20 protein-coding genes are annotated in these 25573 nt (G+C 33.3%); 13 read left to right on the plus strand and 7 right to left on the minus strand.

Annotated elements, in window-relative coordinates:
- Positions 1-31: 31 nt before the first annotated feature.
- Together HNV08_RS14685 and HNV08_RS14690 are read left to right on the plus strand one after the other, a co-directional pair.
- The gene (locus tag HNV08_RS14685; RefSeq protein ID WP_173282112.1) at positions 32-940 is read left to right on the plus strand and encodes a GLPGLI family protein; all 909 of its coding nucleotides are present in this window, start codon (positions 32-34) and stop codon (positions 938-940) included.
- Positions 941-1040: 100 nt separating this feature from the next.
- Positions 1041-3764, plus strand: coding sequence for a TonB-dependent receptor (locus tag HNV08_RS14690; RefSeq protein WP_173282113.1), 2724 nt, complete (start codon positions 1041-1043; stop codon positions 3762-3764).
- 77 nt (positions 3765-3841) lie between these two features.
- Here the strand turns inward: HNV08_RS14690 and HNV08_RS14695 are convergent, their stop codons facing one another.
- The 5 genes from HNV08_RS14695 to HNV08_RS14715 all read right to left on the minus strand — a co-directional run bounded on the left by HNV08_RS14695 (position 3842) and on the right by HNV08_RS14715 (position 12601).
- Positions 3842-5416: a hypothetical protein gene (locus HNV08_RS14695; RefSeq protein ID WP_173282114.1), complete on the minus strand. Its 1575-nt coding sequence runs from the start codon at positions 5414-5416 to the stop codon at positions 3842-3844.
- Positions 5417-5796: 380 nt separating this feature from the next.
- Positions 5797-8214 (minus strand): sodium-translocating pyrophosphatase, encoded by a 2418-nt coding sequence (locus tag HNV08_RS14700; protein WP_173282115.1) that lies wholly within the window; start codon positions 8212-8214, stop codon positions 5797-5799.
- A 158-nt stretch (positions 8215-8372) separates the two neighbouring features.
- Positions 8373-8900, minus strand: a complete 528-nt coding sequence (locus HNV08_RS14705) for an inorganic diphosphatase (protein ID WP_173282116.1) — start codon at positions 8898-8900, stop codon at positions 8373-8375.
- Positions 8901-9026: 126 nt separating this feature from the next.
- Complete coding sequence (locus HNV08_RS14710; RefSeq protein ID WP_173282117.1) at positions 9027-11537, minus strand: DUF5686 and carboxypeptidase-like regulatory domain-containing protein; 2511 nt, start codon at positions 11535-11537, stop codon at positions 9027-9029.
- A gap of 86 nt (positions 11538-11623) precedes the next feature.
- Positions 11624-12601, minus strand: coding sequence for a pyruvate dehydrogenase complex E1 component subunit beta (locus tag HNV08_RS14715; protein WP_173282118.1), 978 nt, complete (start codon positions 12599-12601; stop codon positions 11624-11626).
- Positions 12602-12776: 175 nt separating this feature from the next.
- Between HNV08_RS14715 and HNV08_RS14720 the strand changes: the two genes are divergently transcribed.
- The 7 genes from HNV08_RS14720 to HNV08_RS14750 all read left to right on the plus strand — a co-directional run bounded on the left by HNV08_RS14720 (position 12777) and on the right by HNV08_RS14750 (position 19785).
- A complete protein-coding gene (locus HNV08_RS14720; RefSeq protein WP_173282119.1) occupies positions 12777-13802 on the plus strand; it encodes a T9SS type A sorting domain-containing protein in 1026 nt (341 codons plus the stop codon).
- 118 nt (positions 13803-13920) lie between these two features.
- Positions 13921-14667, plus strand: coding sequence for an electron transfer flavoprotein subunit beta/FixA family protein (locus HNV08_RS14725; RefSeq protein ID WP_173282120.1), 747 nt, complete (start codon positions 13921-13923; stop codon positions 14665-14667).
- Between the two features lie 101 nt (positions 14668-14768).
- Positions 14769-15731, plus strand: a complete 963-nt coding sequence (locus tag HNV08_RS14730; RefSeq protein WP_173282121.1) for an electron transfer flavoprotein subunit alpha/FixB family protein — start codon at positions 14769-14771, stop codon at positions 15729-15731.
- Positions 15732-15916: 185 nt separating this feature from the next.
- A complete protein-coding gene (locus HNV08_RS14735) occupies positions 15917-16531 on the plus strand; it encodes a bifunctional nuclease family protein (RefSeq protein WP_173282122.1) in 615 nt (204 codons plus the stop codon).
- Between the two features lie 15 nt (positions 16532-16546).
- Positions 16547-18259, plus strand: coding sequence for a nucleoside transporter C-terminal domain-containing protein (locus tag HNV08_RS14740; protein ID WP_173282123.1), 1713 nt, complete (start codon positions 16547-16549; stop codon positions 18257-18259).
- A gap of 203 nt (positions 18260-18462) precedes the next feature.
- The gene (locus HNV08_RS14745) at positions 18463-19287 is read left to right on the plus strand and encodes a thymidylate synthase (protein WP_173282124.1); all 825 of its coding nucleotides are present in this window, start codon (positions 18463-18465) and stop codon (positions 19285-19287) included.
- A 9-nt stretch (positions 19288-19296) separates the two neighbouring features.
- On the plus strand, positions 19297-19785 hold the full coding sequence (locus HNV08_RS14750) for a hypothetical protein (RefSeq protein ID WP_173282125.1): 489 nt from the start codon (positions 19297-19299) through the stop codon (positions 19783-19785).
- 71 nt (positions 19786-19856) lie between these two features.
- Here HNV08_RS14750 and HNV08_RS14755 read toward each other — a convergent pair whose 3' ends face one another.
- Entirely contained in the window at positions 19857-20159 is a 303-nt protein-coding gene (locus HNV08_RS14755; protein ID WP_173282126.1) for an isoamylase early set domain-containing protein, read from the minus strand.
- Positions 20160-20446: 287 nt separating this feature from the next.
- Between HNV08_RS14755 and HNV08_RS14760 the strand changes: the two genes are divergently transcribed.
- Positions 20447-21379, plus strand: coding sequence for a dihydrofolate reductase (locus HNV08_RS14760; RefSeq protein ID WP_173282127.1), 933 nt, complete (start codon positions 20447-20449; stop codon positions 21377-21379).
- A 77-nt stretch (positions 21380-21456) separates the two neighbouring features.
- Here the strand turns inward: HNV08_RS14760 and metK are convergent, their stop codons facing one another.
- Complete coding sequence (gene metK / locus HNV08_RS14765; protein WP_173282128.1) at positions 21457-22710, minus strand: methionine adenosyltransferase; 1254 nt, start codon at positions 22708-22710, stop codon at positions 21457-21459.
- A gap of 374 nt (positions 22711-23084) precedes the next feature.
- On the opposite strand from metK, the gene HNV08_RS14770 reads away from it, so the two are divergent.
- The 3 genes from HNV08_RS14770 (at position 23085) to HNV08_RS14780 (ending at position 25567) form a co-directional block, all read left to right on the plus strand.
- On the plus strand, positions 23085-24287 hold the full coding sequence (locus HNV08_RS14770) for a polysaccharide lyase family 7 protein (protein ID WP_173282129.1): 1203 nt from the start codon (positions 23085-23087) through the stop codon (positions 24285-24287).
- A 33-nt stretch (positions 24288-24320) separates the two neighbouring features.
- On the plus strand, positions 24321-24731 hold the full coding sequence (locus tag HNV08_RS14775; RefSeq protein WP_173282130.1) for an RrF2 family transcriptional regulator: 411 nt from the start codon (positions 24321-24323) through the stop codon (positions 24729-24731).
- Between the two features lie 215 nt (positions 24732-24946).
- Complete coding sequence (locus tag HNV08_RS14780; RefSeq protein WP_173282131.1) at positions 24947-25567, plus strand: phosphoadenosine phosphosulfate reductase domain-containing protein; 621 nt, start codon at positions 24947-24949, stop codon at positions 25565-25567.
- Positions 25568-25573 lie beyond the last annotated feature (6 nt).

Below are 25573 nucleotides of genomic sequence, written 5' to 3' on the forward strand. Positions count from 1 at the left end.
GTTATTCAGTAAAAAACTTAGAATATTATAAATGAAAAAATTACCATTAAAAGTTGCTCTGTTATTAACTGTATTTTTAACGAGTGCATCCGTATTTGCTCAAGATTTTCAAGGAAAAGCGTATTACCAATCTAAAATCACTATGGATATGGAGGGCATTGGAGGACCAGATGCTAGTCCTGAACGAAAAAAGCAAATAGCAGAACGTATGAAAAGCTTTTTAGAAAAGGAGTATGTGTTAACCTTTAATCAGGCTGAATCCATTTATAAAGAAGAAGAGAAATTGGCAGCTCCAGGTGGTGGAAGAGGATTTGGAGGATTTGGAGCAAGTTTAACAGGTGGTCCAAAATATAAAAATGTAAAAACTAAAGAGGTTATTACGGATCAAGAATTTTTTGGTAAAAAGTTTTTAATTGTAGACGAATTAAAAAACTTAGAGTGGAAAATGGGTACAGAGACCAAACAAATTGGTCAGTATACATGTTTTAAGGCAACCGCAACCACCACATCTGATGCGTTTGATTTTAGTGTTTTTAGACGACGTGGTAGAGGAGGAAGAGGAAATGATAGAGAGGAAAGCACAAAAGAAAAGGATAGTACAAAGCGTGAGGTAAAAGACAAAACGAAGGACTCAGAAACTAAAGCACCAAAAACAATAGAAGTCGTGGCTTGGTATTCACCACAAATACCAGTGAACCAAGGACCAGATGGATATTGGGGATTACCAGGCTTAATATTAGAAGTGAATGCAGACCGAACAACTATTTTGTGTACAAAAATTGTTCTAAATCCTGAGGAGAAAGAAGCTATAGATAAGCCTAAAAAAGGTGATGAAGTTACACAGGCGGAATACAATGACATTGTAACAAAAAAAATGAAAGAAATGCAAGAATTGCGTGGCGGAAGAGGTGGCCGAGGAGGTGGCCGAGGACGTAACTAATTTAGAGTCATTTTTATTTTCGCAACCACATATCAATGAGTAAGGGTTAACCAAAAATTGATAAAGCAAAAAATAAATACAACAATCACAACCAAATTATATGAAGAATGTTTTAGCGCTATTATGTATAGTAATAGCAAGTAGTTCCTTTGCCCAAATAAAGCTGCAAGGTGTCGTAAAAGATAGTATAGGTACACCTTTAGAACTCGCCAATGTAATCGCAATTAACAAAGATTCTAATTCATTAGAGTCTTACGGTATAACCGATGCCAGCGGAAAATTTGTATTGTCTTTAACAAAGAATACCTTATACAATATTCAAATTAGTTATATCGGCTTAAAATCTATTGATGAAACCATACAAACAAAAGATGTCGATATAACAAGAAACTTTAGTATGGTTGCTGATAATATGCTCGATGCTGTAGAGATTACCTACGAAATGCCAGTAACTATAAAAGGAGATACATTAATCTATAATGCAGATTCCTTTAAAAATGGGTCTGAACGGAAACTAGAAGATGTCCTTAAAAAACTGCCTGGTGTAGAAATAAATGATGATGGACAAGTTGAGGTAGAAGGAAAGGTTGTAGATAAATTAATGGTTAACGGAAAAGATTTCTTTGATGGCGACTCAAAATTGGCTACAAAAAACATCCCATCTAACGCTGTTGATAAAGTACAAGTATTACGAAATTACTCGGAAGTTGGTCAGTTAAGTGGTGTGCAGAATAACCAAGATAACGTGGCAATAAATATTAAATTAAAGGAAGGTAAAGAAAACTTTTGGTTTGGTGATGTTACAGTAGGAGGAGGTGTAGCGCCTTCACCAAACGATAATTTGTATTTAGCACAGCCCAAATTATTTTATTACAGTCCAAAGTATAGTATTAATGTTATTGGAGATTTAAATAACGTAGGTGAAGTTGTATTAACAGGTAGAGACCTTAGAAATTTTGGAGGAGGATTTAGACCACCTAGTAACAATAGTGGTACAAGTATCAATCTTGGAGATAATGGATTACAAGGTCTAACCAACTTGGGAGATGCTCAAAGTATAGAATCTAAATTAGGTGCTATTAATTTTAGCTATGCACCAAATAAGGCATTAGACCTTAGTGGATTTATTATCTACAATGCCAATAGGTTAAAAACAAGACAGGAGAGTTTTGTACGTTATACAGATTCGGATTTAGGAATTCCAGATGAAGAAACAGAACAAACCGGACGAGAAGCAACCAATCAAGGCTTAGCGAAACTAAGTGCTAGTTATAAACCAAATGTAAATAACCAATTAAATTATGATGTTTTAGGTCGTATTTCTGATGACTCTGAAATGAATAATGAATTTTCTACAGTAGTTGGTACAACCAATCAGTTAGATGAAGCAAAACCATATAGTATTAATCAAAACGTTAACTACTATTACACCCTAAATGAAACAAATATTTTTGCTTTTGAAGCGCAACATTTATTAAAAGATGAAGATCCATTTTACAATGTTGTAGGTTTAAAAGATGAAGATGCTTTTGAAAACACTGCTAGTGCATTAGGATTAGATGTTAACCAGAATGACTATAATCTTAATCAAGAAAGACGAATAAAATCTAATCAATTAGATGCTAAATTAGATTACTATAATATCTTAAATTCTAAAAGTAATATCAATTTTACTTTAGGAACCATATTGAGTAATCAACAATTTGACTCTAATATATTTCAATTTTTAGATGATGGTACATTCTTTGACCCAACAGCGACGTTAACAAATGATGGTGATTTGTTACGAAACGAAAATGATATAGAATATAATTTTAGTGATGTGTACTTAGGGCTTCATTACACCTTAAAAACAGGTAAGTTTACCATTACTCCTGGGTTTTCAGTACATGCTTATGGAAATAAAAACACGCAGTTTGGAACAACTTACGAAGATAATTTCTTAAGATTACTTCCAGATTTTGAAACAAGAATTCAGTTTAAAAAGAGTGAAAGTTTAACCCTAAGTTATAATATGCAAAACTCCTTTACAGATGTTACGAGTTTAGCAGAAGGGTTAGTATTAAATAATTACAATAGTATACAATATGGAGAACCAAATTTGCAAAATGCACTTTCTCATAACATCAGTCTGCGTTATTTTAGCTTTAACCTTTTTAATTACACTAATGTTTTTGCGTTCTTTAACTACAATAAAAATATAGATCAAATTAGATCACTTACAGATTTTGATAATGTTATTAGAACAAGCACTTATTTTAATTCTAATTTTGCAGATGAAAGTGTGTCTACCTTTGGGCGTATACAACGTACATTTGGAAAGTTAAGAGCTAGTTTAAGAGCTAACTTTAACTATAGTAAAATAAATCAATTTGTGCAGGATGAAAGATCGGTAAATGAGAGTTTTACTCAAAGTTACACACCAGAATTGAGTACTAATTTTAGAGAGTGGCCAAACGTTACTTTAAAATACCGTCATAGTATCAGTAATACAAATCAAGGAGGCGATGATATTAAGTATACTACGAGTGCGCCATCTGTAGAGTTTGATGCTTACATTTGGGATTCGTTAACGTTAAAAACAGATTACGCTTACACGAATCAAAGTAGTAATATTGCACCTTCAGAGTCTTACCAAACGTGGAATGCTAGTTTAGCGTATCGAAAAGATCAAGATGCTAAATGGGAATACCAAATTAAAGCAAGTAACCTTTTAAACATAGATTCTAACGTAAATAATGGGTCTAGTAATATTTCGGTTTACAGTTCTGAAACCTTTATTTTGCCAAGGTTTATTACTTTTAGATTGACTTATACTTTGTAAATATTTTAATTTTTAAAATTGAAAAGCTTTCAATTCATATATAGAATTGAAGGCTTTTTTTATTTTTTTATAGATTTTTAATAATCTCTCAAAACGTGTACAACACCATTTATAGTATGTTGAGTATCATCAAAAATTTCGAAATCTCCACTGAAATTAATATCTATATACTCACCAACAGCTCCAAGAGAAGTTAGGTTGTATGTAATATTGTCTGTAGAAGCCATGTTTAAACACTCTCGAAGCGTAAAACCTGTGTCACTTCTGTCATTTGTGTTATACCAATCTAAAAAGTCATAAGTCCCTTCATAATTTGAATCATTTAAAGCTCCAAACATAAAAAAGCAAATTTCATTATCTTGAACTGGATAATATGCAATTTTAAGTTCTGGATGAATATGATAAGAAGTTGACGGAATTACATCAAGAATAGCAGTGAAATTACCTGTAAAAGAAACCAAATCTTCATTGTCAATTCTATATTGAATAAATTCTGTGATAGTATTACAGGCACTAATAGTTCCAATATTAGTTAAAGGTGTAGTAAACGTATAGTTGATATTATCCGTGGTTTGAAGATTTAAAAAATCACTACCTTTAATTTGGAATGTATTATCATCAGTACAACGTAATAAATTAATTTCAAATGTACCATCATCAACAGTATTAGTGAATGTTTGATTTGCATAGAACAATTGTACATAGCCATCAGTTACCATATTGTCATTACAGGTGTAAAAGTTTCCGATAATAGATTCAACAACAATATCGTCATTTTCTGGTAAAGTAACTGTGATACTAGAATCTGAATTAAATGGCCCTATGATATCAGAAAATAAAGTTTCATTATCACAAGGATCATAACTGTAAATATCTATTTCTAACGATTCTCCACTAGGTACCATTCCGCAAAGCTCACCTTGGTTATTTATATAGCCTGTACGAGCACCATAAGTAGCACTTGTAATAGTAACAGCAAGGTTCCTTAATAAGTTGTTTTCAATGTCTGTAGTTGTAACACAAAGCGCAATAGTTTCAGCAGGAATATCCCAATTCCAAAAAGAGAAATGAGATACAGTGCCAACATACATATTGCCTTGCAACGTTGCTTCTCCTTCTTCTTTCCAATAGCCATTCACTTCATCAAAATACCATAATGGAATCGTTGCAGGTGCAATAGACATTAAACTGGCATCAACCTGTATTTTAATTTCAGAAGTAGAGCCTTCTGCTAAATTTAATTCTTCTCCACCAGAACCTCTTAATTCTACAGCCAGCATGCCAAGAGTCTGTAACATACGTTCTGCACCTTCTTCATTTTGAGCATATAACATACCAGGCATTTGTATCGTCATATCTTCATTTACAGGGTCTAAATGATGCATTATAATATCTACCGATCCAAAGTAAGCAGAGCCATCTTCTTCAATAAAATTGCCATCAAAGCTAACCGAACTTCCATTTGCTAAAGATACAGTTTCACTATTACCTCTATTTACTGTGCCAACGATGTTAGCCTCTAATAGCATAATTGTAACTTTATTCGTTCCGTTAGATGGTATTATGCTGCGAGATCCATGAATATAGCCTATTTTATCTGCTTTGATGTAACCAAAACGTTCTTTTACATTGGCATCTTTAATTAAAAACACACCATTATTATCTGTAATAGCTGTGTCATTGCCTATAGTAATTGTAACACCTTCAATTGGGTTATTGTTAGTGTCAACGATGTTGCCTAGAAAATCTCTTGAAATGGTATTTCCAAAGTATTCAGAAAATGTATTTGGGATTATTTCCTATTGATCTCCTCCTGGATTTCCATCATCTTTTTCACAAGAGTTAAATGAAAGATAAAATAATAGAAGAATTGTAAGTAAAACTTTGTTTGATTTCATAGCTGATTATCTGTGGTTATATTCAATAGATTGGAAAAGCTCAAAATGGTTGCGTCTAAATTCTTACAACAAAAAAAGAACCTCATAAAATTATTATGAGGTTCTATATTAAAGTATAATTATGTTGACTACTATTATTTAGAAATATCAACACTTTCTATAGTTCTTTTAGTCTTGCCATCAGAATTGTTTATAGATGTTTCAAAAGCAGCTAATTCTTGTTTTACTTCGGCTTCTGTACCTTCAAAAATAATAGTTTCTACAACCTTTTTTCCATTCTTAATCGTGGAATAGTCAACAGTAGCTTTTGCTAAATCTTGCGAAGCAATAGTCATTTCTATAGAAACGTCTTCTTCATTGCTAGCTAAACCAGTTTCTTCAGTGTGTCCTCCTAAAATAGGAGCAATCACTAAACCAATTAAACAGGTCAATTTAATTAAGATGTTCATTGATGGCCCTGAAGTATCTTTAAAAGGATCACCAACAGTATCACCAGTTACAGCAGCTTTATGTGCTTCAGAACCTTTATAGGTCATTTCTCCATTGATTTCTACTCCAGCTTCAAAAGATTTCTTTGCGTTGTCCCAAGCACCACCTGCATTGTTTTGGAAAATTGCCCATAGTACACCAGAAACAGTTACACCAGCCATATAGCCACCTAACATTTCTGCAATGGCTAAAGAATCCATTCCAAAAATCATTGGAACAAAAGCGATAATTAAAGGGAAACCAATAGTTAATAAACCAGGTAACATCATCTCTTTTAAAGATGCTTTAGTAGAAATCGCAACACATTTGTCATATTCTGGTTTTCCAGTACCTTCCATAATTCCAGGAATGTCTTTAAACTGACGACGTACTTCATGTACCATTTCCATGGCTGCTTTTCCTACGGCATTCATAGCTAAAGCAGAAAATACGACAGGTACCATTCCACCAACAAATAACATTGCTAAAACAGGTGCTTTAAATATATTAATACCGTCAATACCAGTAAAAGTTACGTAAGCAGCAAATAAGGCTAAAGATGTTAATGCCGCAGACGCAATGGCAAAGCCTTTTCCTGTTGCTGCAGTGGTATTACCAACTGAATCTAAAATATCTGTACGTTCTCTTACTATTGGTTCTTGTTCACTCATTTCTGCAATACCTCCAGCATTATCAGATATTGGTCCAAATGCATCAATAGCTAATTGCATTGCAGTTGTTGCCATCATGGCAGAGGCCGCTAATGCTACTCCATAAAATCCTGCAAATGCATAAGATGCCCAAATTGCACCTGCAAATAAGAGAACAGAAGGGAAGGTTGAAATCATTCCTGTTGCTAATCCTGAAATTATATTAGTACCAGCACCTGTAGATGATTGTTGTACAATTTTTAAAATAGGACGTTTCCCTAATCCTGTGTAGTACTCAGTAACAGATGAAATAACAGCACCAACAAATAAACCTACTAAGGTGGCGTAGAAAACGCGCATTGCAGAAATATCAACTAAACCTTCACCAAAGAATTCCATACGCATGGTTTCTGGTAACATATATTTACATAACCCAAAACAGGCTAGAGCAACTAAAATAATAGACGTCCAGTTACCTTTATTTAAAGCTCCCATGACTTGAGATTCTTTAGCCTCATTGTTATTTATTTTTACCAGCATTGTGCCTATAATTGATATAATAATACCTACACCAGCAATGGCCATAGGTAACAAGATAGGACCAATACCACCAAATGCATCAGAGATTGCGCCTCCCATATCTTTTATAACATAGTTTCCTAAAACCATAGCTGCTAAAACAGTTGCGACATAAGAGCCAAATAAATCTGCTCCCATACCAGCGACATCACCAACATTATCACCTACGTTATCTGCAATAGTAGCAGGATTACGAGGATCATCCTCTGGAATACCTGCTTCAACCTTACCTACTAAATCGGCTCCAACATCGGCAGCTTTTGTATAAATTCCACCACCAACTCTAGCAAATAAAGCGATAGATTCTGCACCTAAAGAAAAACCAGCTAATGTTTCTAATACAATGGTCATATCCATGGTGTTGGTCCAAACGCCACCCATAAATACATGGAAAAAAACGATAAAGAAAACAGTTAATCCTAATACGGCTAAACCCGCAACACCTAGTCCCATAACTGTACCACCTCCAAAAGAAATTTTTAGTGCATTTGGTAAACTTGTACGTGCAGCTTGTGTTGTTCTAACATTGGTTTTGGTTGCTATTTTCATACCTATATTTCCAGCAAAGGCAGAAAAGACAGCTCCGAATATAAATGCGATGACGATTAACCAATGTGTGGTTGGTACTATAAAAGACACAATGGCAAGAAGTATACTTACTATGACAACAAATATACCTAGTAATTTGTATTCTGCATTTAAAAAGGCTAGAGCACCTTCATAAATATGATCTGAAATCTCTTTCATTTTGCCGTTCCCAGCATCTTGCTTCATTACCCATGCTTGTTTAATTATCATATAAATTAAACCTAAAGCTGCCAAAGCTATTGGCATATAAATCATCATTGATTCCATACGTTTTTTAAATTTTGATTAGTTTTTTGCTCGGCAAAAGTAGTAAAATGAATCAAATTTTACGAAAAAAGCAATATCAATTACTTGATATTGCTTTTTTGATAATTTAATGGGTAAATATTTATAATTCCGAAAACGATGTAGTTTCGGCAATTTTATTAAATAGTGAATGTACGTTTCTTTTTGTGTTCACTTTCGTCGTAACGCTTAACACATTCCTGATAAATTTGTACAGCCTCTTCTGCATTTCCCCAATCACCTACATCTACTTTCTTTTTTTCTAAGTCCTTGTAAACTCTAAAAAAGTGTTCAATTTCTTTTAATCGATGTGGATTTAGGTCACTTATATCTTTATTATTACTCCATATAGGATCTGATACTGGCACGCAGATTATTTTTTCATCTGGCCCTTTTTCATCGGTCATATGAAAAACGCCAATTGGACGCACTTCCATAACGACCATTGGAAAAGTAGGTTGATGACCTAATACTAAAACATCTAAAGGATCACTATCTAGTGCTAACGTTTCAGGTATAAAACCGTAATCACCTGGATACATCATAGAAGAGAAAAGCATACGGTCAAAACGGATTTTATGTAATGTAAAATCGTATTCGTATTTATTTCGACTTCCTTTAGGGATTTCAATTAAGACATCAAAGGTTATTTCTGGAGTTTCAGACATGTTAAATTTATTTAATTATTTACAAAAAGAATACCTTTTTTAATTGCGTAATTCTTACTTTAATTTAGAGTGTAAATATAACGTAATGTGGTGTTTTTGCCAAAGGAATGGCTGGCATAATTAATTCTAAAAATAAAACCCAAAACTACCAGTGATTCCAAATCTTCTGGCATCTACATGGTCTAAGTAATTGCCTCTAAAGTTAAAATCTAATCGCAATACTTTAAAAATGTTGGCAACACCAAAGCTGTATTCGTAATACATTCTGCTGTCTGGTGCTATTAAAGGAATTTCAACAGGATTGCCTGTTGTGTTTAATGCTATGTTATCATCTGATAATTCTCCCCAAACACCTCGTAAGCCTAATATAGCTCTAAGGTTATATTTTTTTAAGAACGGAATTCGAGAGAAAATACGTCCATTAAAATTATGTTCTAAATGTACGGAACTATAGGTGTCCGTTACAAATTCATAAAAATCTAACTGAGGAAAGGTATTATATATAGAAAAATAGGTTTGGTTACCTGGTACTACATTAAGTAAGGCAAGTGGAACATCACCAAAGGTTTTGCCAGCCTCTATAGAGGTTGTTAGTCGGCCAAATCCTCCAATTTGCCATGGTTGAATATAAGAAAACTGAACTTTGGTATAATCAAAATCACTACTAAACCAATTGCGATCACCTCGACTGATCTGTGCAAATAATCGTGCAAAATTACTGTTCTTTTCTCTGCGCTCTACTCCAAATCCTGTCATTTCTCGGTTAGGGAAATAGGATAGGGATAAGCGCGATTCAAATTGGTTTATTTCTGAAGAAATACCAGTATTTGATTCAATATCATTATAATCTAAACTAAAGGTTGGTGAAGCAGAACGAAGTTGTCTATAGCTTCCGTCTAACCGTATTTCAAAATTTCTTGCTGGTTCTACGGAAATTCCTAGGTTGGTTAATCTAATGCTTGTGAGTTTGTCATTAGAGCCTGTCCCTATAATTGATGACGATGCTAAACTTCTGCCTAAAACGTCGGTAGAACTTGTGAGGCTTGCTCCAATTTGTTCTACATCTCGTCTATTTCCTCCAAAAATTGTGAGTCTGCTTCGCTTGTTCAATAACCATTTACCTGAAATGCCGTATTTAAATTTATCGTCTTTAAAGCCATATGCTAAAAAACCTTCTATTCGCCATAAATCGTTAGGACCAAAGTAGGTTCTTCCTCCTGTTCTTAGTCTAATACCTTCTACTTCGTTATAGCCAAAGGTTGAGAAAATTGGACCATAATCGAGATTTAAACTTGGGAATTCAATATAACCTGAAGCTAAAATACTTCCTAAGTTATACATTCTTTTGAATTTTTTTACAGTTTTTAGGGTGTCTAGCATTTTATAAACGCCTTTCTCATCCTTACTTAATTCTTCTAATCTATTTGTTTCCCAAAAGTCATCTTCTCTATTGTAAACGTCTTCTTCATAATTATAGACGACCTTGTCATAGTATTTTTCATCTTTTTCCTGGTCAAATTTATAATTGTCATATATCGTAGTACGTTTTCCGTAGATACCTCGAGATTTCTCTTTTTTATTCATGGAAAAGTCAGACAAGAAATAATCGCGTTTTATGAGAAATAATGAATCATTTAATACATCAAATTCTTGTTCTATATAGATTTCTTTTACCCAATTGATATTGGCACTTTTTGAAGCTTGTAGATTGATTTCTTTAATTGCATATGTAGAATCATTTACCCAGAAATCGCCTTTAAAGGTTAGTTCGTTTTTCCGTCTTGGGTAGTATATAATATTATAACACCATCTGTTATCTATAAAGGCACTGTCGGATAATACATAATTATAGGTTTGTACACCTGTTCTGCTTAAAGGGCTTACAAAACTCTTATCAAAAAACTTTAAGTAATTGTCATAGACACTATATTCTGAATAGAGATCATCAATAAAATCAATAATTATCTGATTGTTACTGAAACCAGAATTTTTATTTCCAATTAAGTCTTCACGTTCTTTGTTAATGACATTATCTCCTGCGATTTTTTTTACGGATTCATTTAAGAAAATAGGAAGGTAGGTTTTTCCGGTAACGTTAGAAGTGTCTACCTCTTCAAAAACAAATTCCATCCCTTTAAAAAGCTTACTTTTAATTAAAGCGCTATCAATAGTATTGAGATCGAACTCTACTTTTTCGTATTGATCGTATTCGTATTGTTTAAACTGACTTAATCCATTTGCGCGTTTACGTTCCCATATTTTCTTTAGAATTCGTATTGCGGGATTTTCTGATGCTTTTTTAGATTGTTTTCCAGTTACAATTAAAACTTCATCTAACGAAGATTCTTCTTCTATTAGCGTAAACTTTAGCTCGTAATTAATCCTTTTTGTTAACGGAATTTCGATGGTTTTAAAACCAACAAATGATATCACTACGGTTTCCCAGTTTTCTTCAGATTCTAAATAAAATTTACCATCTTCATTAGTAATGGTTCCTATTGTAGACCCTTTAAACATAACATTGGCAAAAGGAATAGGAGTGTTGCCCTCATCAATGACATGACCGCTTACTTTTGTTTGCCCAAAGGCAGAGAAAAGACTGAGTCCAAAAAAAATAAAAAGTAGTTTCAATTTCATAATAAAAAATAAACTTCATCAACAACCATGCTAATTTAATTGCTTAGGGTTGTTAATGAAGTTTATAAAACGCAGAATTCTGCAATTTATTTGTACATCACTTTTTTTACTGCTTTAATAACGTCTTCGCTATTAGGTAACCATTCTGCTAATAATACAGGAGAATATGGTGCAGGTGTATCTGCGGTGTTTATTTTTACAATAGGTGCGTCTAGGTAATCAAAGGCTTCAGACTGCACTAAATAAGTGATTTCAGTTGATACGTTTCCAAAAGGCCACGCTTCTTCTAAAATAACTAATCTATTGGTTTTTTTTACAGATTCTAAGATTGCTTTGCGATCTAAAGGACGTACTGTACGTAAATCTAAAATTTCACAAGATATACCTTCTTTAGCCAATTCATCAGCAGCTTTATAGGCTTCTTTTATAATTTTACCAAACGATACAATAGTAACATCAGTTCCTTCGCGTTTAATGTCTGCAACACCAATAGGAACAACATATTCGCCTTCTGGTACTTCACCTTTATCACCATACATCTGCTCACTCTCCATAAAAATAACAGGATCGTCATCTCTAATGGCCGCTTTTAATAAGCCTTTAGCATCATAAGGATTAGAAGGGACTATAACTTTTAAACCAGGTGTGTTAGCAAACCAGTTTTCAAAGGCCTGTGAGTGTGTAGCTCCTAATTGACCTGCTGAAGCAGTAGGTCCTCTAAAAACAATTGGGCACTTAAATTGCCCACCAGACATTTGTCTAATTTTTGCTGCGTTGTTTATAATTTGATCAATACCAACCAATGAGAAGTTAAAAGTCATATATTCTACAATAGGACGGTTGCCTGTCATTGTAGATCCGATAGCGATACCTGCAAAACCAAGCTCAGCAATTGGTGTATCAATAACACGTTTTGCACCAAACTCATCTAACATACCTTTTGATGCTTTGTACGCACCATTATATTCTGCTACTTCTTCACCCATAAGATAAATACTTTCATCTCTGCGCATTTCTTCGCTCATGGCTTCACAAATAGCTTCTCTAAATTGAATTGTCTTCATGTTTATTTTTTTGTTCGAATAGCAAAAATAATAATTATTGCTTATATAATAACATTAAATGTGTTTCGAATAATGAAAAAAATTGTAAATTTATTTATAAATAAATAATTAAAATTCCATGATTGATAAGAATTGCGTTTTTCTATGTTTGCTAGTTATTGTTTCTAACTATGTTTTGGGACAAGAAACAATTCTATGTCCTTTGCAGTCGGATATTCTGAAAATAGAAAATTCTACTAATATTCCCACTATTTCATATAATACTGATGACACTATTTCTTTAACATTTTCGGAACAGTACGTAACTGATATTTTTGCCGAGTATACCATTTATGATTTTTATCAAACTTTTCCTGATACGAGTGGTGCACTTTTAGATTATTATACTGTGGTGCATGGAAATAAGGATTTAATTAATGAAGTGTATCTTACTGTACCACAAAACGTGCTATATATTGAAAATGATTATCCTTTTGGAGCTATTAATAATAACATTATCAATTTAGTAGACGGTAAAACATTTAGAGTCATAAAGACTTGCAGTGATAATCCTGAGACTGGTCAGTACTGTTCGGATACAGAAGCAACTGTGCCAGAGACTTTAGATATTAATATTAAGTTCTCCTATAATTCCGTTACAGATATTATGAATATTGAAACTGCGGATAGTACTTCGCCTTGTGGCAATTATTTTTCAGTAGATTATAAAGGGTTTTCAACGGGAATGCAGCTATGGTACTCAAATCCAGGTATTATTTCAGAATCTAGTCCCAGTGAATCTTGTCATAGTTTTGAAGAAAAATTATATCAAATTCTAGGTGTTGAATGTCAGGGTTTGAATGTTGGTGGTTTATCAATTTATACAGAAGTCGATACAGGTAATTTAATATTGAATAGAGAGACAGCGGTGTTTTCTTCAGATTTGGTAGTGTTACAAGAAAATAATCTTTCGATAACTGAAAACGATTTAGATGATATAGAACTTTTTCAAATTAAGAATAATCCGTATTTACAATCTAGTCATCTCAATGATCAACTTTTTAGTATTCGCATTTATGATATTTCAGGTCAACACATATTGACAGCTGAAAAGTTTGAGGAAAACAGCGTAAATATTTCAAATCTATCAACAGGGTTATATTTCATTAATGTAATAGATGTAGATAATCGACAAAAAATCTTCAAATTTTTGAAAAATTGACAGTTTAATCCCGTAATACTGACATTTTGAAAATTTTATTATGCACGCATAGTAAAATTTCAATATTTATATTTATCTTCGTCCTGAATAAGTAGACGTTTAAATAAATCATTTTTATATGAAAATATTAGTATGTATTAGCCACGTGCCAGATACAACCTCAAAGATTAATTTTACAGAAAGCGATTCAAAATTTGACACTAATGGAGTGCAATTTGTAATCAACCCTAATGACGAATTTGGTCTTACACGTGCCATGTGGTTCAAAGAAAAGCAAGGTGCAAGTGTAGATGTTGTAAATGTAGGTGGCCCAGAAACTGAACCAACCTTAAGAAAAGCATTAGCGATAGGAGCAGATGCTGCCATTAGAGTGAATGCACCTGCAACAGATGGTTATGCGGTGGCAAAACAATTAGCAAAGGTTGTAAATGACGGTAGTTATGATTTGGTTATAGCTGGCAGAGAATCTATAGATTATAACGGAGCAATGGTCCCAGGCATGTTAGCTGGCATGATTGGAGCAAATTTTATAGCCAATTGTATTGGTTTAGAAGTTGAAGGAACGACGATCACGGCTGTTAGAGAAATTGATGGCGGAAAAGAAACAGTAAGTTCTGCTTTGCCTTTAGTTATTGGAGGTCAAAAAGGCTTAGTAGAAGAAAGTGATTTACGTATACCAAACATGAGAGGTATTATGATGGCACGTAAAAAGCCATTAACAGTAGTAGACGCAGTAGAGGCTCATGCTGGTACAAAAGCCGTAAGTTTTGAAAAACCAGCTCCTAAAGGTGCGGTAAAACTTGTTGATGCTGATAATATAGATGAATTAGTCAGCTTACTACATAACGAAGCTAAAGTGATTTAGTGGAATTATTTTTTTCCGAACTGGTTTCGGAATCTTAAAACATTAAAGAAAGTATTAATATGTTCTTGATAGAGATTCAAGAAAATTTATAAATAAAATTTATGTCAATTCTAGTATATACAGAATCCGAAAACGGAAAATTAAAAAAAACAGCTTTAGAAGTTGTCTCTTATGCTAAAGCTGTAGCAGACCAAATGGGTGGATCCGTAACAGCTGTTGTAATAAATGCAGAAGAAGCAGAATCGCTTGGAAATTATGGCGCTTCAAAAGTACTTCTAGTGAAAGACGACAGTTTAAAATCTTTTGATGCGAAGAAATATGCAGCGACCATAGCAGAAGCGGCAAAAAACGAAGATGCAAAAGTTATTATAGTAAGTTCTAGTGCAGATAGTAAATATTTAGCACCATTATTAGCGGTTGGTTTAGAAGCAGGATATGTTTCTAATGTGGTAGCCGCACCATCAAGTACGTCTCCTTTTACGGTAAAGCATACAGCGTTTACAAATAAAGCATTTTCTAATTCTGAAATAACAACAGATGTAAAGCTTGTTGGATTATCTAATAATTCTTTTGGAATAGTAGAGGTTTCAGGTAGCGCTATTGTCGAAGATTTTAGTCCAGCAATTCCAGATTCTGGTGTTTCTGTTGTGTCAGTAGATAAAGCAACAGATAAAGTAAGTATTGCAGATGCAGAAGTTGTTGTTTCAGGAGGAAGAGGACTTAAAGGACCAGAGAATTGGGGAATGATTGAAGAATTAGCTGAGGTATTAGGTGCAGCAACGGCATGTTCTAAGCCAGTTTCAGATTTAGGATGGCGACCACATAGCGAACACGTTGGGCAAACAGGTAAGCCTGTGGCATCAAATTTATATATTGCCATTGGTATTTCTGGAGCTATTCAGCATTTAGCAGGTATTAATTCTTCAAAAGTAAAAGTGGTTATAAATACAGATCCAGAAGCACCTTTCTTTAAGGCTGCAGATTATGGTGTTGTAGGAGATGCATTTGAGGTTGTACCAAAATTAATTGAAAAATTAAAGGCTTTTAAAGCTGCAAATGCATAATTTTATTACCTTTAAACTTCAATACATAGTCCATTTCGTATGGATTAAGTAACAATAAGGACTGTTTAAATTTAGAAATTTCTTCTATACTAACCTTTTATCGAAAGTATAGAAGAAATTAACCAAATCTGTAATTTACAGTTGGTAAAGTCCAAATTTAAACGGTTCTTTGTGTTTTATAAATTATGAGTTTAGTTCGATTAAATATAAAAGGCATTTCTTACAGTCAAACCCAAAATGGTGCCTACGCTTTAATACTTAATGAAGTTGATGGAGATCGAAAGTTGCCAATAGTTATTGGTGCTTTTGAAGCCCAATCTATCGCTATTGCTTTAGAAAAAGAAATTCGTCCGCCACGTCCACTAACACATGATTTATTTAAAAACTTCGCAGATCGATTTGACATTGTCGTAAAACAAGTCATCATTCATAAATTAGTTGATGGTGTATTTTACTCTAGCTTAATTTGTGAACGCGATAAAATTGAAGAAATTATTGATGCCAGAACGAGTGATGCTATAGCTTTAGCACTGCGTTTTCAAGCACCAATATTTACCTATAAAAACATTTTAGATAAAGCTGGTATATATCTTAAAGTTAATCCTAAAAAGGATGATGAAGAACAAGATAGTATACTTGTTGACGACCTCATTGTCGAAGAAATTGAAGCCGCTTCCTTAGAGCAAGATGGCTATAAAAACACCTCTTTAGATGAGCTCAATGCACTATTAGATGAGGCTGTAAATAATGAAGATTATGAAACAGCAGCCAAAATTAGAGACGAAATATCTAAACGCTAACCAATATTACATTTTATGAATTATTTTTTCAAGGCCCTTCTTGCAATCTTCATTGGATTAACCTCAATTACAGCTCAAGAACTTGAAAAAACATGGGAATCTACCGAATCTGGAAGTGCATATAAAATCTTAGAATTTAATAATGGAGAATTTAACTTTTCTTCAGACACTAATACCAGTTTAAAAGGTGATTATATGTACCAGAATAATTTATTGGTCCTATATCATAATGACTCATTAAACTCAATTAAAAGGTATAAAATAACAGAATTAACGGATTCTACTTTGGTCTTTTCTGGGCGTGAGATGCGATTTAATCTTATCTCAAAAAAAGCGATCGAATCAACTGATGAAACCATTGTGGAAGACACCATAATACCTAATCAAGGCTTTTCTTTTACAAGTTTATGGCGAGGCGCTTTAGGCATGGTAACCTTGATTTTTATCGCATTTTTATTCAGTAGTAACCGACGAGCAGTTAATTGGAAAACAGTTGGAATTGGATTATTATTTCAACTCATTATTGCAGTAGGTGTTCTAAAAGTGGATGTCGTTAAATCGGCATTTGAATTTGTTGGTCAAGGTTTTATTGCTATTCTAGGATTTACTCAAGCTGGTAGTGAATTTTTGTTTGGTGGCATGTTAGATGTCAACTCTTTTGGATACATATTTGCGTTTCAAGTATTACCAACCATTATATTTTTCTCTGCCTTTACATCAGTGCTATTTTATTTAGGACTAATTCAGAAAATTGTAAAAGGAATGGGCTGGTTGTTATCTAAAATTTTAGGGATTTCAGGAGCTGAAAGTTTAAGTGTTGCAGGTAATATTTTCTTAGGTCAGACTGAAGCGCCACTGCTTATAAAAGCGTATTTAGAGAAAATGAATAAGTCTGAGATTCTATTAGTTATGATAGGTGGAATGGCCACAGTGGCAGGTGCTGTTTTAGCGGCTTATATTGGATTTTTAGGAGGTGAAGATGAAGCTTTACAGTTGTTTTATGCTAAGCACTTATTGGCGGCATCAGTAATGGCTGCACCAGGAGCAATAGTTATTTCAAAAATATTATTTCCACAAACAGAAGCTGTCAATACAGATGTTACGGTGTCTCAAGAAAAGATAGGATCTAATATATTGGAAGCCATTGCAAACGGTACCACAGAGGGCTTAAAATTAGCTGTAAATGTAGGCGCAATGCTATTGGTGTTTGTAGCAATTATAGCCATGGTAAATGGTATACTCGGAGGTATTGCAGGCTTTGATGGTATTATTATTGAAAGTTGGAATATACATTGGCATTTTACCTCGCTCAATGAAATTATAGCAGAAAACACACCATATGATGGCTTGTCTTTAGAATTTATTTTAGGCTATGTATTTGCACCATTAATGTGGTTAATTGGTGTCGCCAAAGAAGATATGGCTTTAATGGGGCAACTGCTTGGAATTAAATTAGCTGCTAGTGAATTTATAGGTTATATACAATTAGCAGATTTAAAGAATGCAGCGAGTGCTACGCATTTAACGTACGAAAAATCAATAATCATGGCAACTTATATGTTGTGTGGTTTTGCCAATTTTGCTTCAATAGGTATACAAATAGGAGGTATAGGTTCTTTAGCTCCAGGTCAACGTAAACAATTATCTAAATTTGGAATGAAAGCATTAGTTGGTGGTACTTTAGCGTCATTGGTGTCTGCTACAATTGCAGGTATGATAATTGGGTAGAAAACAGCCCCTTTGTCCTGCGGACATTTCCCCAGAGAGGAAAATTCAATATTGAGAATAGCTACGCAATTCGTTAATAACTTTTGATATCTGACTATCAGTATTAAGAATTATTTTAATGCATTTTAATTAAATTCGTTTCCTAAATATATTCTTAATTATTTTGAAAGTTTCTTCCCATTGGGAAGACGGAAGATGGGCTTATGAAACAATACCACGACTTAGTAAAACACGTCCTAGCCGAAGGCAACGACAAAGGTGATAGAACAGGAACAGGAACGAAAAGTGTTTTTGGTTACCAAATGCGTTTTGATTTAAGCGAAGGTTTCCCAATGGTAACGACTAAAAAGTTGCATCTAAAATCTATAATCTATGAATTGCTTTGGTTTTTAAAAGGGGATACCAATACCAAATATTTAACCGAAAATGGTGTGAGAATTTGGAATGAATGGGCTGATGAAAATGGCGATTTAGGACCAGTTTATGGTCATCAATGGCGTAATTGGGCGAGTGAAGAAATTGACCAAATAAAAGAGGTTATTGCAACTTTACAAAATAATCCAAACAGTCGTAGAATGTTGGTTTCGGCATGGAATCCTTCTGTTTTACCAGATACTTCAAAGTCATTTTCAGAAAATGTAGCCAACGGAAAAGCGGCATTGCCTCCATGTCATGCATTCTTTCAATTTTATGTAGCAGACGGGAAATTATCGTGTCAATTGTATCAGCGTAGTGCAGATATCTTCTTAGGAGTGCCTTTTAATATTGGGTCTTATGCATTATTTACCATGATGATGGCGCAAGTTTGTGGTTACGAAGCTGGTGATTTTATTCACACATTTGGTGATGCGCATATTTATAACAATCATCGAGAGCAATTAGAATTGCAAATATCTAGAGCTCCAAGACCATTGCCGAAAATGATTTTAAATCCTGAAGTAAAAGATATTTTCGACTTTAAATTCGAAGATTTTACCTTAGTAGATTATAATCCGCATCCACATATTAAAGGTAAGGTCGCCGTTTAGATATACTGCATGAAAATATTTCTTATAAGTTTTGTTGTATTGTCTTGCGTCCTTATTAGTTGGCAAGGAAAGGCCGTTGATCAATATAAATTTGATTCTATTTCAACTAAAACGTCATTGCTAAGGCAAGGTACAATGGGCAACGTAAAAATAGAAGAAAAAACATATCCTGTTTACAGAGGTTGCGACAAAAATTTAAGCTTTGAAGAAACCAAAAAATGCACTACAGAAAAAATTATAAATTATATAAAAGTTAGCTTTAATTATGAGTTAGCTGATAAAGCGTTTCCTACGGCAAAAGAAACTCAGTTTCAAGTCGATTTTATTATAAATGAGAAAGGAAAAACGGAAGAGATTAATGTTAAAGCACACCATAAGGCGGTTGCCATGGATGTAATTCAACTTATAAAAAGGATGCCTAAATTTAAAACGGTAGGCACTACCAACGGACAACCCGTTAAAACACCTTTTAGTGCATTAATGACAGTATACCTTTGATTAGAAAACAAAAAAGCATCTCAAAAATTAATTGAGACGCTTTGTAAATGTCTTAATGTAAGAACTTTTTCTTATAAATTAATAACGCTGTTCTCTGCTCCAGCAAAATCATTCCAAGCATAAGAATCTGCTTGCTCATCGTTTTGGTAAATTTTACCATCAACGAGATATTTAAATTCATAAGAATTGTCTTTCTCTAAATCAACAGTGCCTTTGAAAGTTCCGTTCTTTAATTTTTTTAATTTTGTAGCTTTTTTAGTGTTCCATTCATTGAAGGTTCCTAATACAACTACACTTTTCGCCTCCTCTGCAGGTACAGAAAATGTTACCTTACAAACTGGTTTACTTTTTAAATACTGCTTTTTAATTGCCATAATAAATAATTTAATAACGATGCAAAAGTATAAAACAAACGCACACGTTTATTTGATTAAGCCACTAAAAACTAAAGAATTATGAATTTCGCAGTATTATGTTTGGTTTTTGTCTAAGTAAGTAATAAATAAACATATATTTTAATGTATTAGTAATTGCTTTGAGCGATTCTTTGTGCTTGATTTTCAGCGATATCGATTTCGAAATTGAAAATATTTTTAACTCTGTGTATTACAACTGAAAAAAAGTTAAAAAAAAGGTATATTTATACTATTAAATAACAGTTATGTTTGGAAAGAAAAAACAAATTTCTACTATAGATAAAGACCAGTTAGAGCTTATAGAAAATGCTCAAAAGCGAATTAAGCAAAAGAAGCGTCTATATATTCATTTTGTTATTTTTTTAATCGGTTCAGTATTATTAATCTTATCTGAAACCGTTTTAGGAATTGGTAAAAATTTAAAAATTGCTGGTATCAATTGGTTTGTGTTTGCAATTATCGGTTGGTTGTTTTTACTGATATATCATTTTGTAAGTGTTTTTATTACTAATAAATTTATGGGCAAGGCTTGGGAAAAACAGCAGCTTGATAAACTCGTAAATCAACAACAAAATAGAATTGAAAAGTTAAAGCAAAACTTTTTAAAAGAGGAAACGAAAATGGCGCAGACCCAAGCGTATAATGAAAGTAAGGCTGATGTTGTGAGTTCGGAAAAAAAAAAGACTTCTGAGTTGACGATTATTGTAGCAGCAGGAGAAAATAATGCCATAGGTAAAGACAATAAGTTAATTTGGCATTTAAGTGATGATCTGAAACACTTTAAGGCGTTGACTAATGGACATCATATTATTATGGGGCGTAAAACGTTTGAAAGTTTCCCAAAACCTTTGCCAAATAGAACTCATATTGTTATCACTAGACAGAAAGATTATCAGGTGCCTGATGGAATCATTACGGTTAACTCTTTAGAAGATGCTCTAGATGCTGCTAGATTTGATACGCAACCTTTTATAATAGGAGGCGGTGAGATTTACAAACAAGCAATGTCTATTGCTGATAAAATTGAAATAACAAGGGTGCATTCTGTTTTTGAAAATGCAGATACTTTTTTTCCAGACATTGATAAAACAAAGTGGAAAGAAGTAAACAGAACAACGCATGAAGCCGACGAAAAACATGCTTACGCGTTTTCATTTATCACCTATTTAAAAATGTAATAGGATAACCATAAATAAAAAAACACCCTAACTAAATTTATGTTAGGGTGTTTTTTTTTGAATGAATGAGATAGCTCTTATAAGTTAAAAGCCTTTTTTACTTTATCTACATAGTCTAGTTTTTCCCAAGTGAATAATTCAACGTCTAAGTCAATGGTTTCACCATTTGGTTGCTGAAAAGATTTACTAACAATTTCATTTTGTCTTCCCATATGGCCATATGCGGCTGTTTCGCTATACATGGGTTGACGTAATTTTAAGCGCTCTTCAATTGCTGCTGGTCTCATATCAAAAAGTTGTTCTACTTTCTTAGCAATTTCGCCATCCGTTAAATTAAATGGGCAAGTACCATAAGTTTCAATAAAAATTCCCATTGGTTCTACAACACCTATAGCATAAGAAACTTGCACTAATACTTCTTCACACAAGCCTGCTGCAACTAGGTTTTTTGCAATATGTCTAGTAGCATAAGCGGCACTTCGATCTACTTTACTTGGATCTTTACCTGAAAATGCACCACCACCATGAGCGCCTTTACCACCATACGTATCTACAATAATTTTTCTACCTGTTAAACCAGTGTCACCATGAGGACCACCAATTACAAATTTCCCTGTAGGATTAATATGGTATGTAATATCGCTATTAAATAAGGGCTTTATATGCTCTGGTAACTTCGCTACAACTCTAGGAATTAAGACGTCTATAATATCCGTTCTAATTTTAGATAGCATTGCTTCGTCTTCGTCAAATTCATCATGTTGGGTAGAAACTACAATAGCATCTATGCGTTGAGGTGTGTTATCATCGCTATATTCAATGGTCACTTGGCTTTTAGAATCTGGTCTTAAATAAGTTATGTCCTTATTTTCGCGACGTAATTCAGCAAGTTCAATTAAAATTCTATGTGACAAATCTAATGCAAGCGGCATATAGTTGTCGGTTTCGTTGGTCGCATAACCAAACATCATACCTTGGTCACCTGCACCTTGTTCTTCTTTTGTTGCTCTATCTACACCACGATTAATCTCTTCAGACTGCTCGTGTATAGCAGAAAAAACACCACAAGAATTACCATCAAACATATACTCACTTTTAGTATAGCCAATTTTATTAATTGTATCTCTAGCTATTTTTTGAACGTCTAAGTACGTTTTTGATTTTACTTCACCAGCTAATACAACTTGCCCTGTAGTTACTAATGTTTCACAAGCCACCTTTGATTCCTTATCAAAGGCTAAAAAGTTATCGATTAATGCATCGCTAATTTGGTCTGCTACTTTGTCTGGATGTCCTTCAGAAACACTTTCTGAAGTAAATAAATATGCCATAAATCCTATTTTTAGGTTAGAGTCGTTGAAAAAAAATAAGATTGCAAATTTGCTAGAGAAGTTCTAAACTTTACTGCTTTAGCATTTTTTGTTTCAGTTGAATTTTTCAACGTCAGAGGTTGCAATCAGATCAAATTTTTCCTCTAAAATGTTTTGATACCACAAAAGTAGAAAAATTAAATGAACTTTAAATTCATTTCAGTTTTTTTTATGATTTAACAACATTAATTATTTATGCCTGATTTTTACTACTTTTGAGCGAAGCCTTATAAATCTCTCAACTCAAAGTTTTTATATTTAATGCAAAGGCTCAATTGAAAACGCGAAAGGTGTTTTCTTGAAGAATAACAGTATATAATTAAAAGAATAAATAAATGAAAGTTTTAACACGTCTCTACATCTTGGTGTTTTTTATGGTTTTGTGTAATTGTAGTTCTAAAGATTCTGATGAAGTAGAACAGCATGAAAATTTAACAATGTCAGCAATTACAGAGTTCTCGGCTAACGAACAAACACAATATGTATCTGTAGTTTCGAATTTAGATTGGAGTGCAAGTACCACTGCAGATTGGATTTCGGTGTCTCCATCTAGTGGTGAAAATAGTGGTACATTATATATAACAGTACAACCTAATGAAACAGCAACTATTAGAACAGGTGTGGTAAGTGTTATAGGTGGAAGCATTTCTAGAGCCCTAACTATTTCTCAAGCTGCAGGAGCAGAAAGCTCTGGTTTAAATCCTAATCTGGCACCTTCAGAAAATTTTGATTTATCAACATGGAAGTTAAGTATACCAGATGATCAAGGAAACGGAACCGCATCGACTATTACAGTTAGTGAAATAAATCAAGGCTATCAAAACAGTGCATACTTCTATACAGCTGCGGATGGTGGTATGGTTTTTAAATGTCCTGTGGCTGGGTTTACCACATCTACAAACACCAGTTATACCAGAGTAGAATTACGTGAGATGTTAAGAGGAACAAATACAAGTATAGGTACACAAGGTGTTAATGGAAACAACTGGGTTTTTGGTACAGCACCTGCTGCAGATATTAATGCAGCTGCCGCTTACGATGGTGAAATGAACGCTACACTAGCCGTAAATCATGTTACTACAACAGGAAGTAATAGTCATGTTGGACGTGTCATTATTGGTCAAATACATGCCAATGATGATGAGCCCATTAGATTATATTATAGAAAGTTACCGAATAATACATTAGGGTCCATATATTTTGCGCACGAACCTACAGATGGCAATGGCGATGAGCAATGGCATGAAATGATAGGCTCTAGGAGTAATAATATTGCTAATCCAGAAGATGGTATTGCATTAAATGAAGTATTTAGTTACACAATAAAAGTTATAGGTGATAGTTTAACGTGTACCATAAAAAGAGAAGGTAAGGCTGATGTTATAAAAACTATTGATATGGTAAACAGTGGTTTTAATGTAGGCGGACAGTACATGTATTTTAAAGCAGGTCTGTATCAAGCCAACAACACTGGTAATGATGATGACTATGTACAGGCAACATTTTATGAATTAAATAAATCACATACCGTAAATTAGTATTTCACTTTATAAACTACTTACATTCGCAATATGTTATCAAAAAAGACAAAATACGGAATAAAGGCCTTAGTGTATTTGGCGAAGCAAGAAGATAGAATGCCTGTGCAAATTTCTGTTATTTCTAAATCAGAAAATATCTCGCGTAAATTTTTAGAAAGTATTTTATTGTCTTTAAGAAAGAATGGATTGTTAGGATCAAAAAAAGGAAAAGGAGGAGGTTATTACTTATTAAAAGATCCCAAAGACATTCCTATGACAACTGTAATGAGGTTATTAGAAGGTCCTATTGCAATGGTGCCTTGTGTGAGTTTAAATTTTTATGAAAAATGCGATGATTGCCTAGATGAAGAGGCATGCGCCGTAAATAAACTTATGCTAAAAGTACGTGATAATACTTTAGATATTTTTAGAAATACAACCTTGGCAGACTTGTCTAATTAACAAATTCTTAATATTTAGTGCTTATTTTTTCGAAATTTTTATAAGATTTTTTGAAATAAATGTTTTATGTTTGTATTATCCTATTAAATCGATAGGAATTAAAGAATAGTAAATTAATAGCAACGCATTAAAAGTATAACATAAGGCCATCAGAATTCAAACACATTAAAGATTGGTACTTATGGAATGCACTTTAGAAAATATATAATCAAATAATGATAGACATTGATATAGACGTTTGGAACAAGAAATTAAGGGATAAAACACCTGTCGAAATTGCAGAATGGGCTTTAAAGCTTACGGATAATTATATTGTAACCACAAGTTTTGGAATATATTCTTCTGTTTTATTAAGTACAATGTCTCAACTCGATAAAGATATCCGCGTAGTTTGGTGTGATACACTTTATAATCAACCGACTACTTACGAGCATGCAGAAAAATTAATAGAAAAGTATAATCTAAATATTCATAAGTATCAAAGTTTATATACTAAAGAGGAGATTGATGCTACTATAGGTTTACCAAGTTTAGAAGATGATAATCATGCTGTGTTTTCGGAAGCCGTAAAATTAGAACCGTTTAGGAGAGCTTTAAAGGAGCAAAATCCAGACATATGGTTTACAAATATTAGAGTTAGACAAACAGAATATAGAGACAAGAAAGATATTTTAAGTTATAGTAAAGATGGCATTCTTAAAGTCAGTCCATTTTACTATTGGAGTAATGAAGATTTAGATCAATATATTGAAGAACGTCAATTGGCCAAAAACAATTACTACTTCGATCCAATAAAAGCATTACTTAATAGAGAATGTGGCATTCACCTTCAATAACTACAA

Source organism: Winogradskyella eckloniae (assembly GCF_013249045.1).
Lineage (GTDB): Bacteria > Bacteroidota > Bacteroidia > Flavobacteriales > Flavobacteriaceae > Winogradskyella > Winogradskyella eckloniae.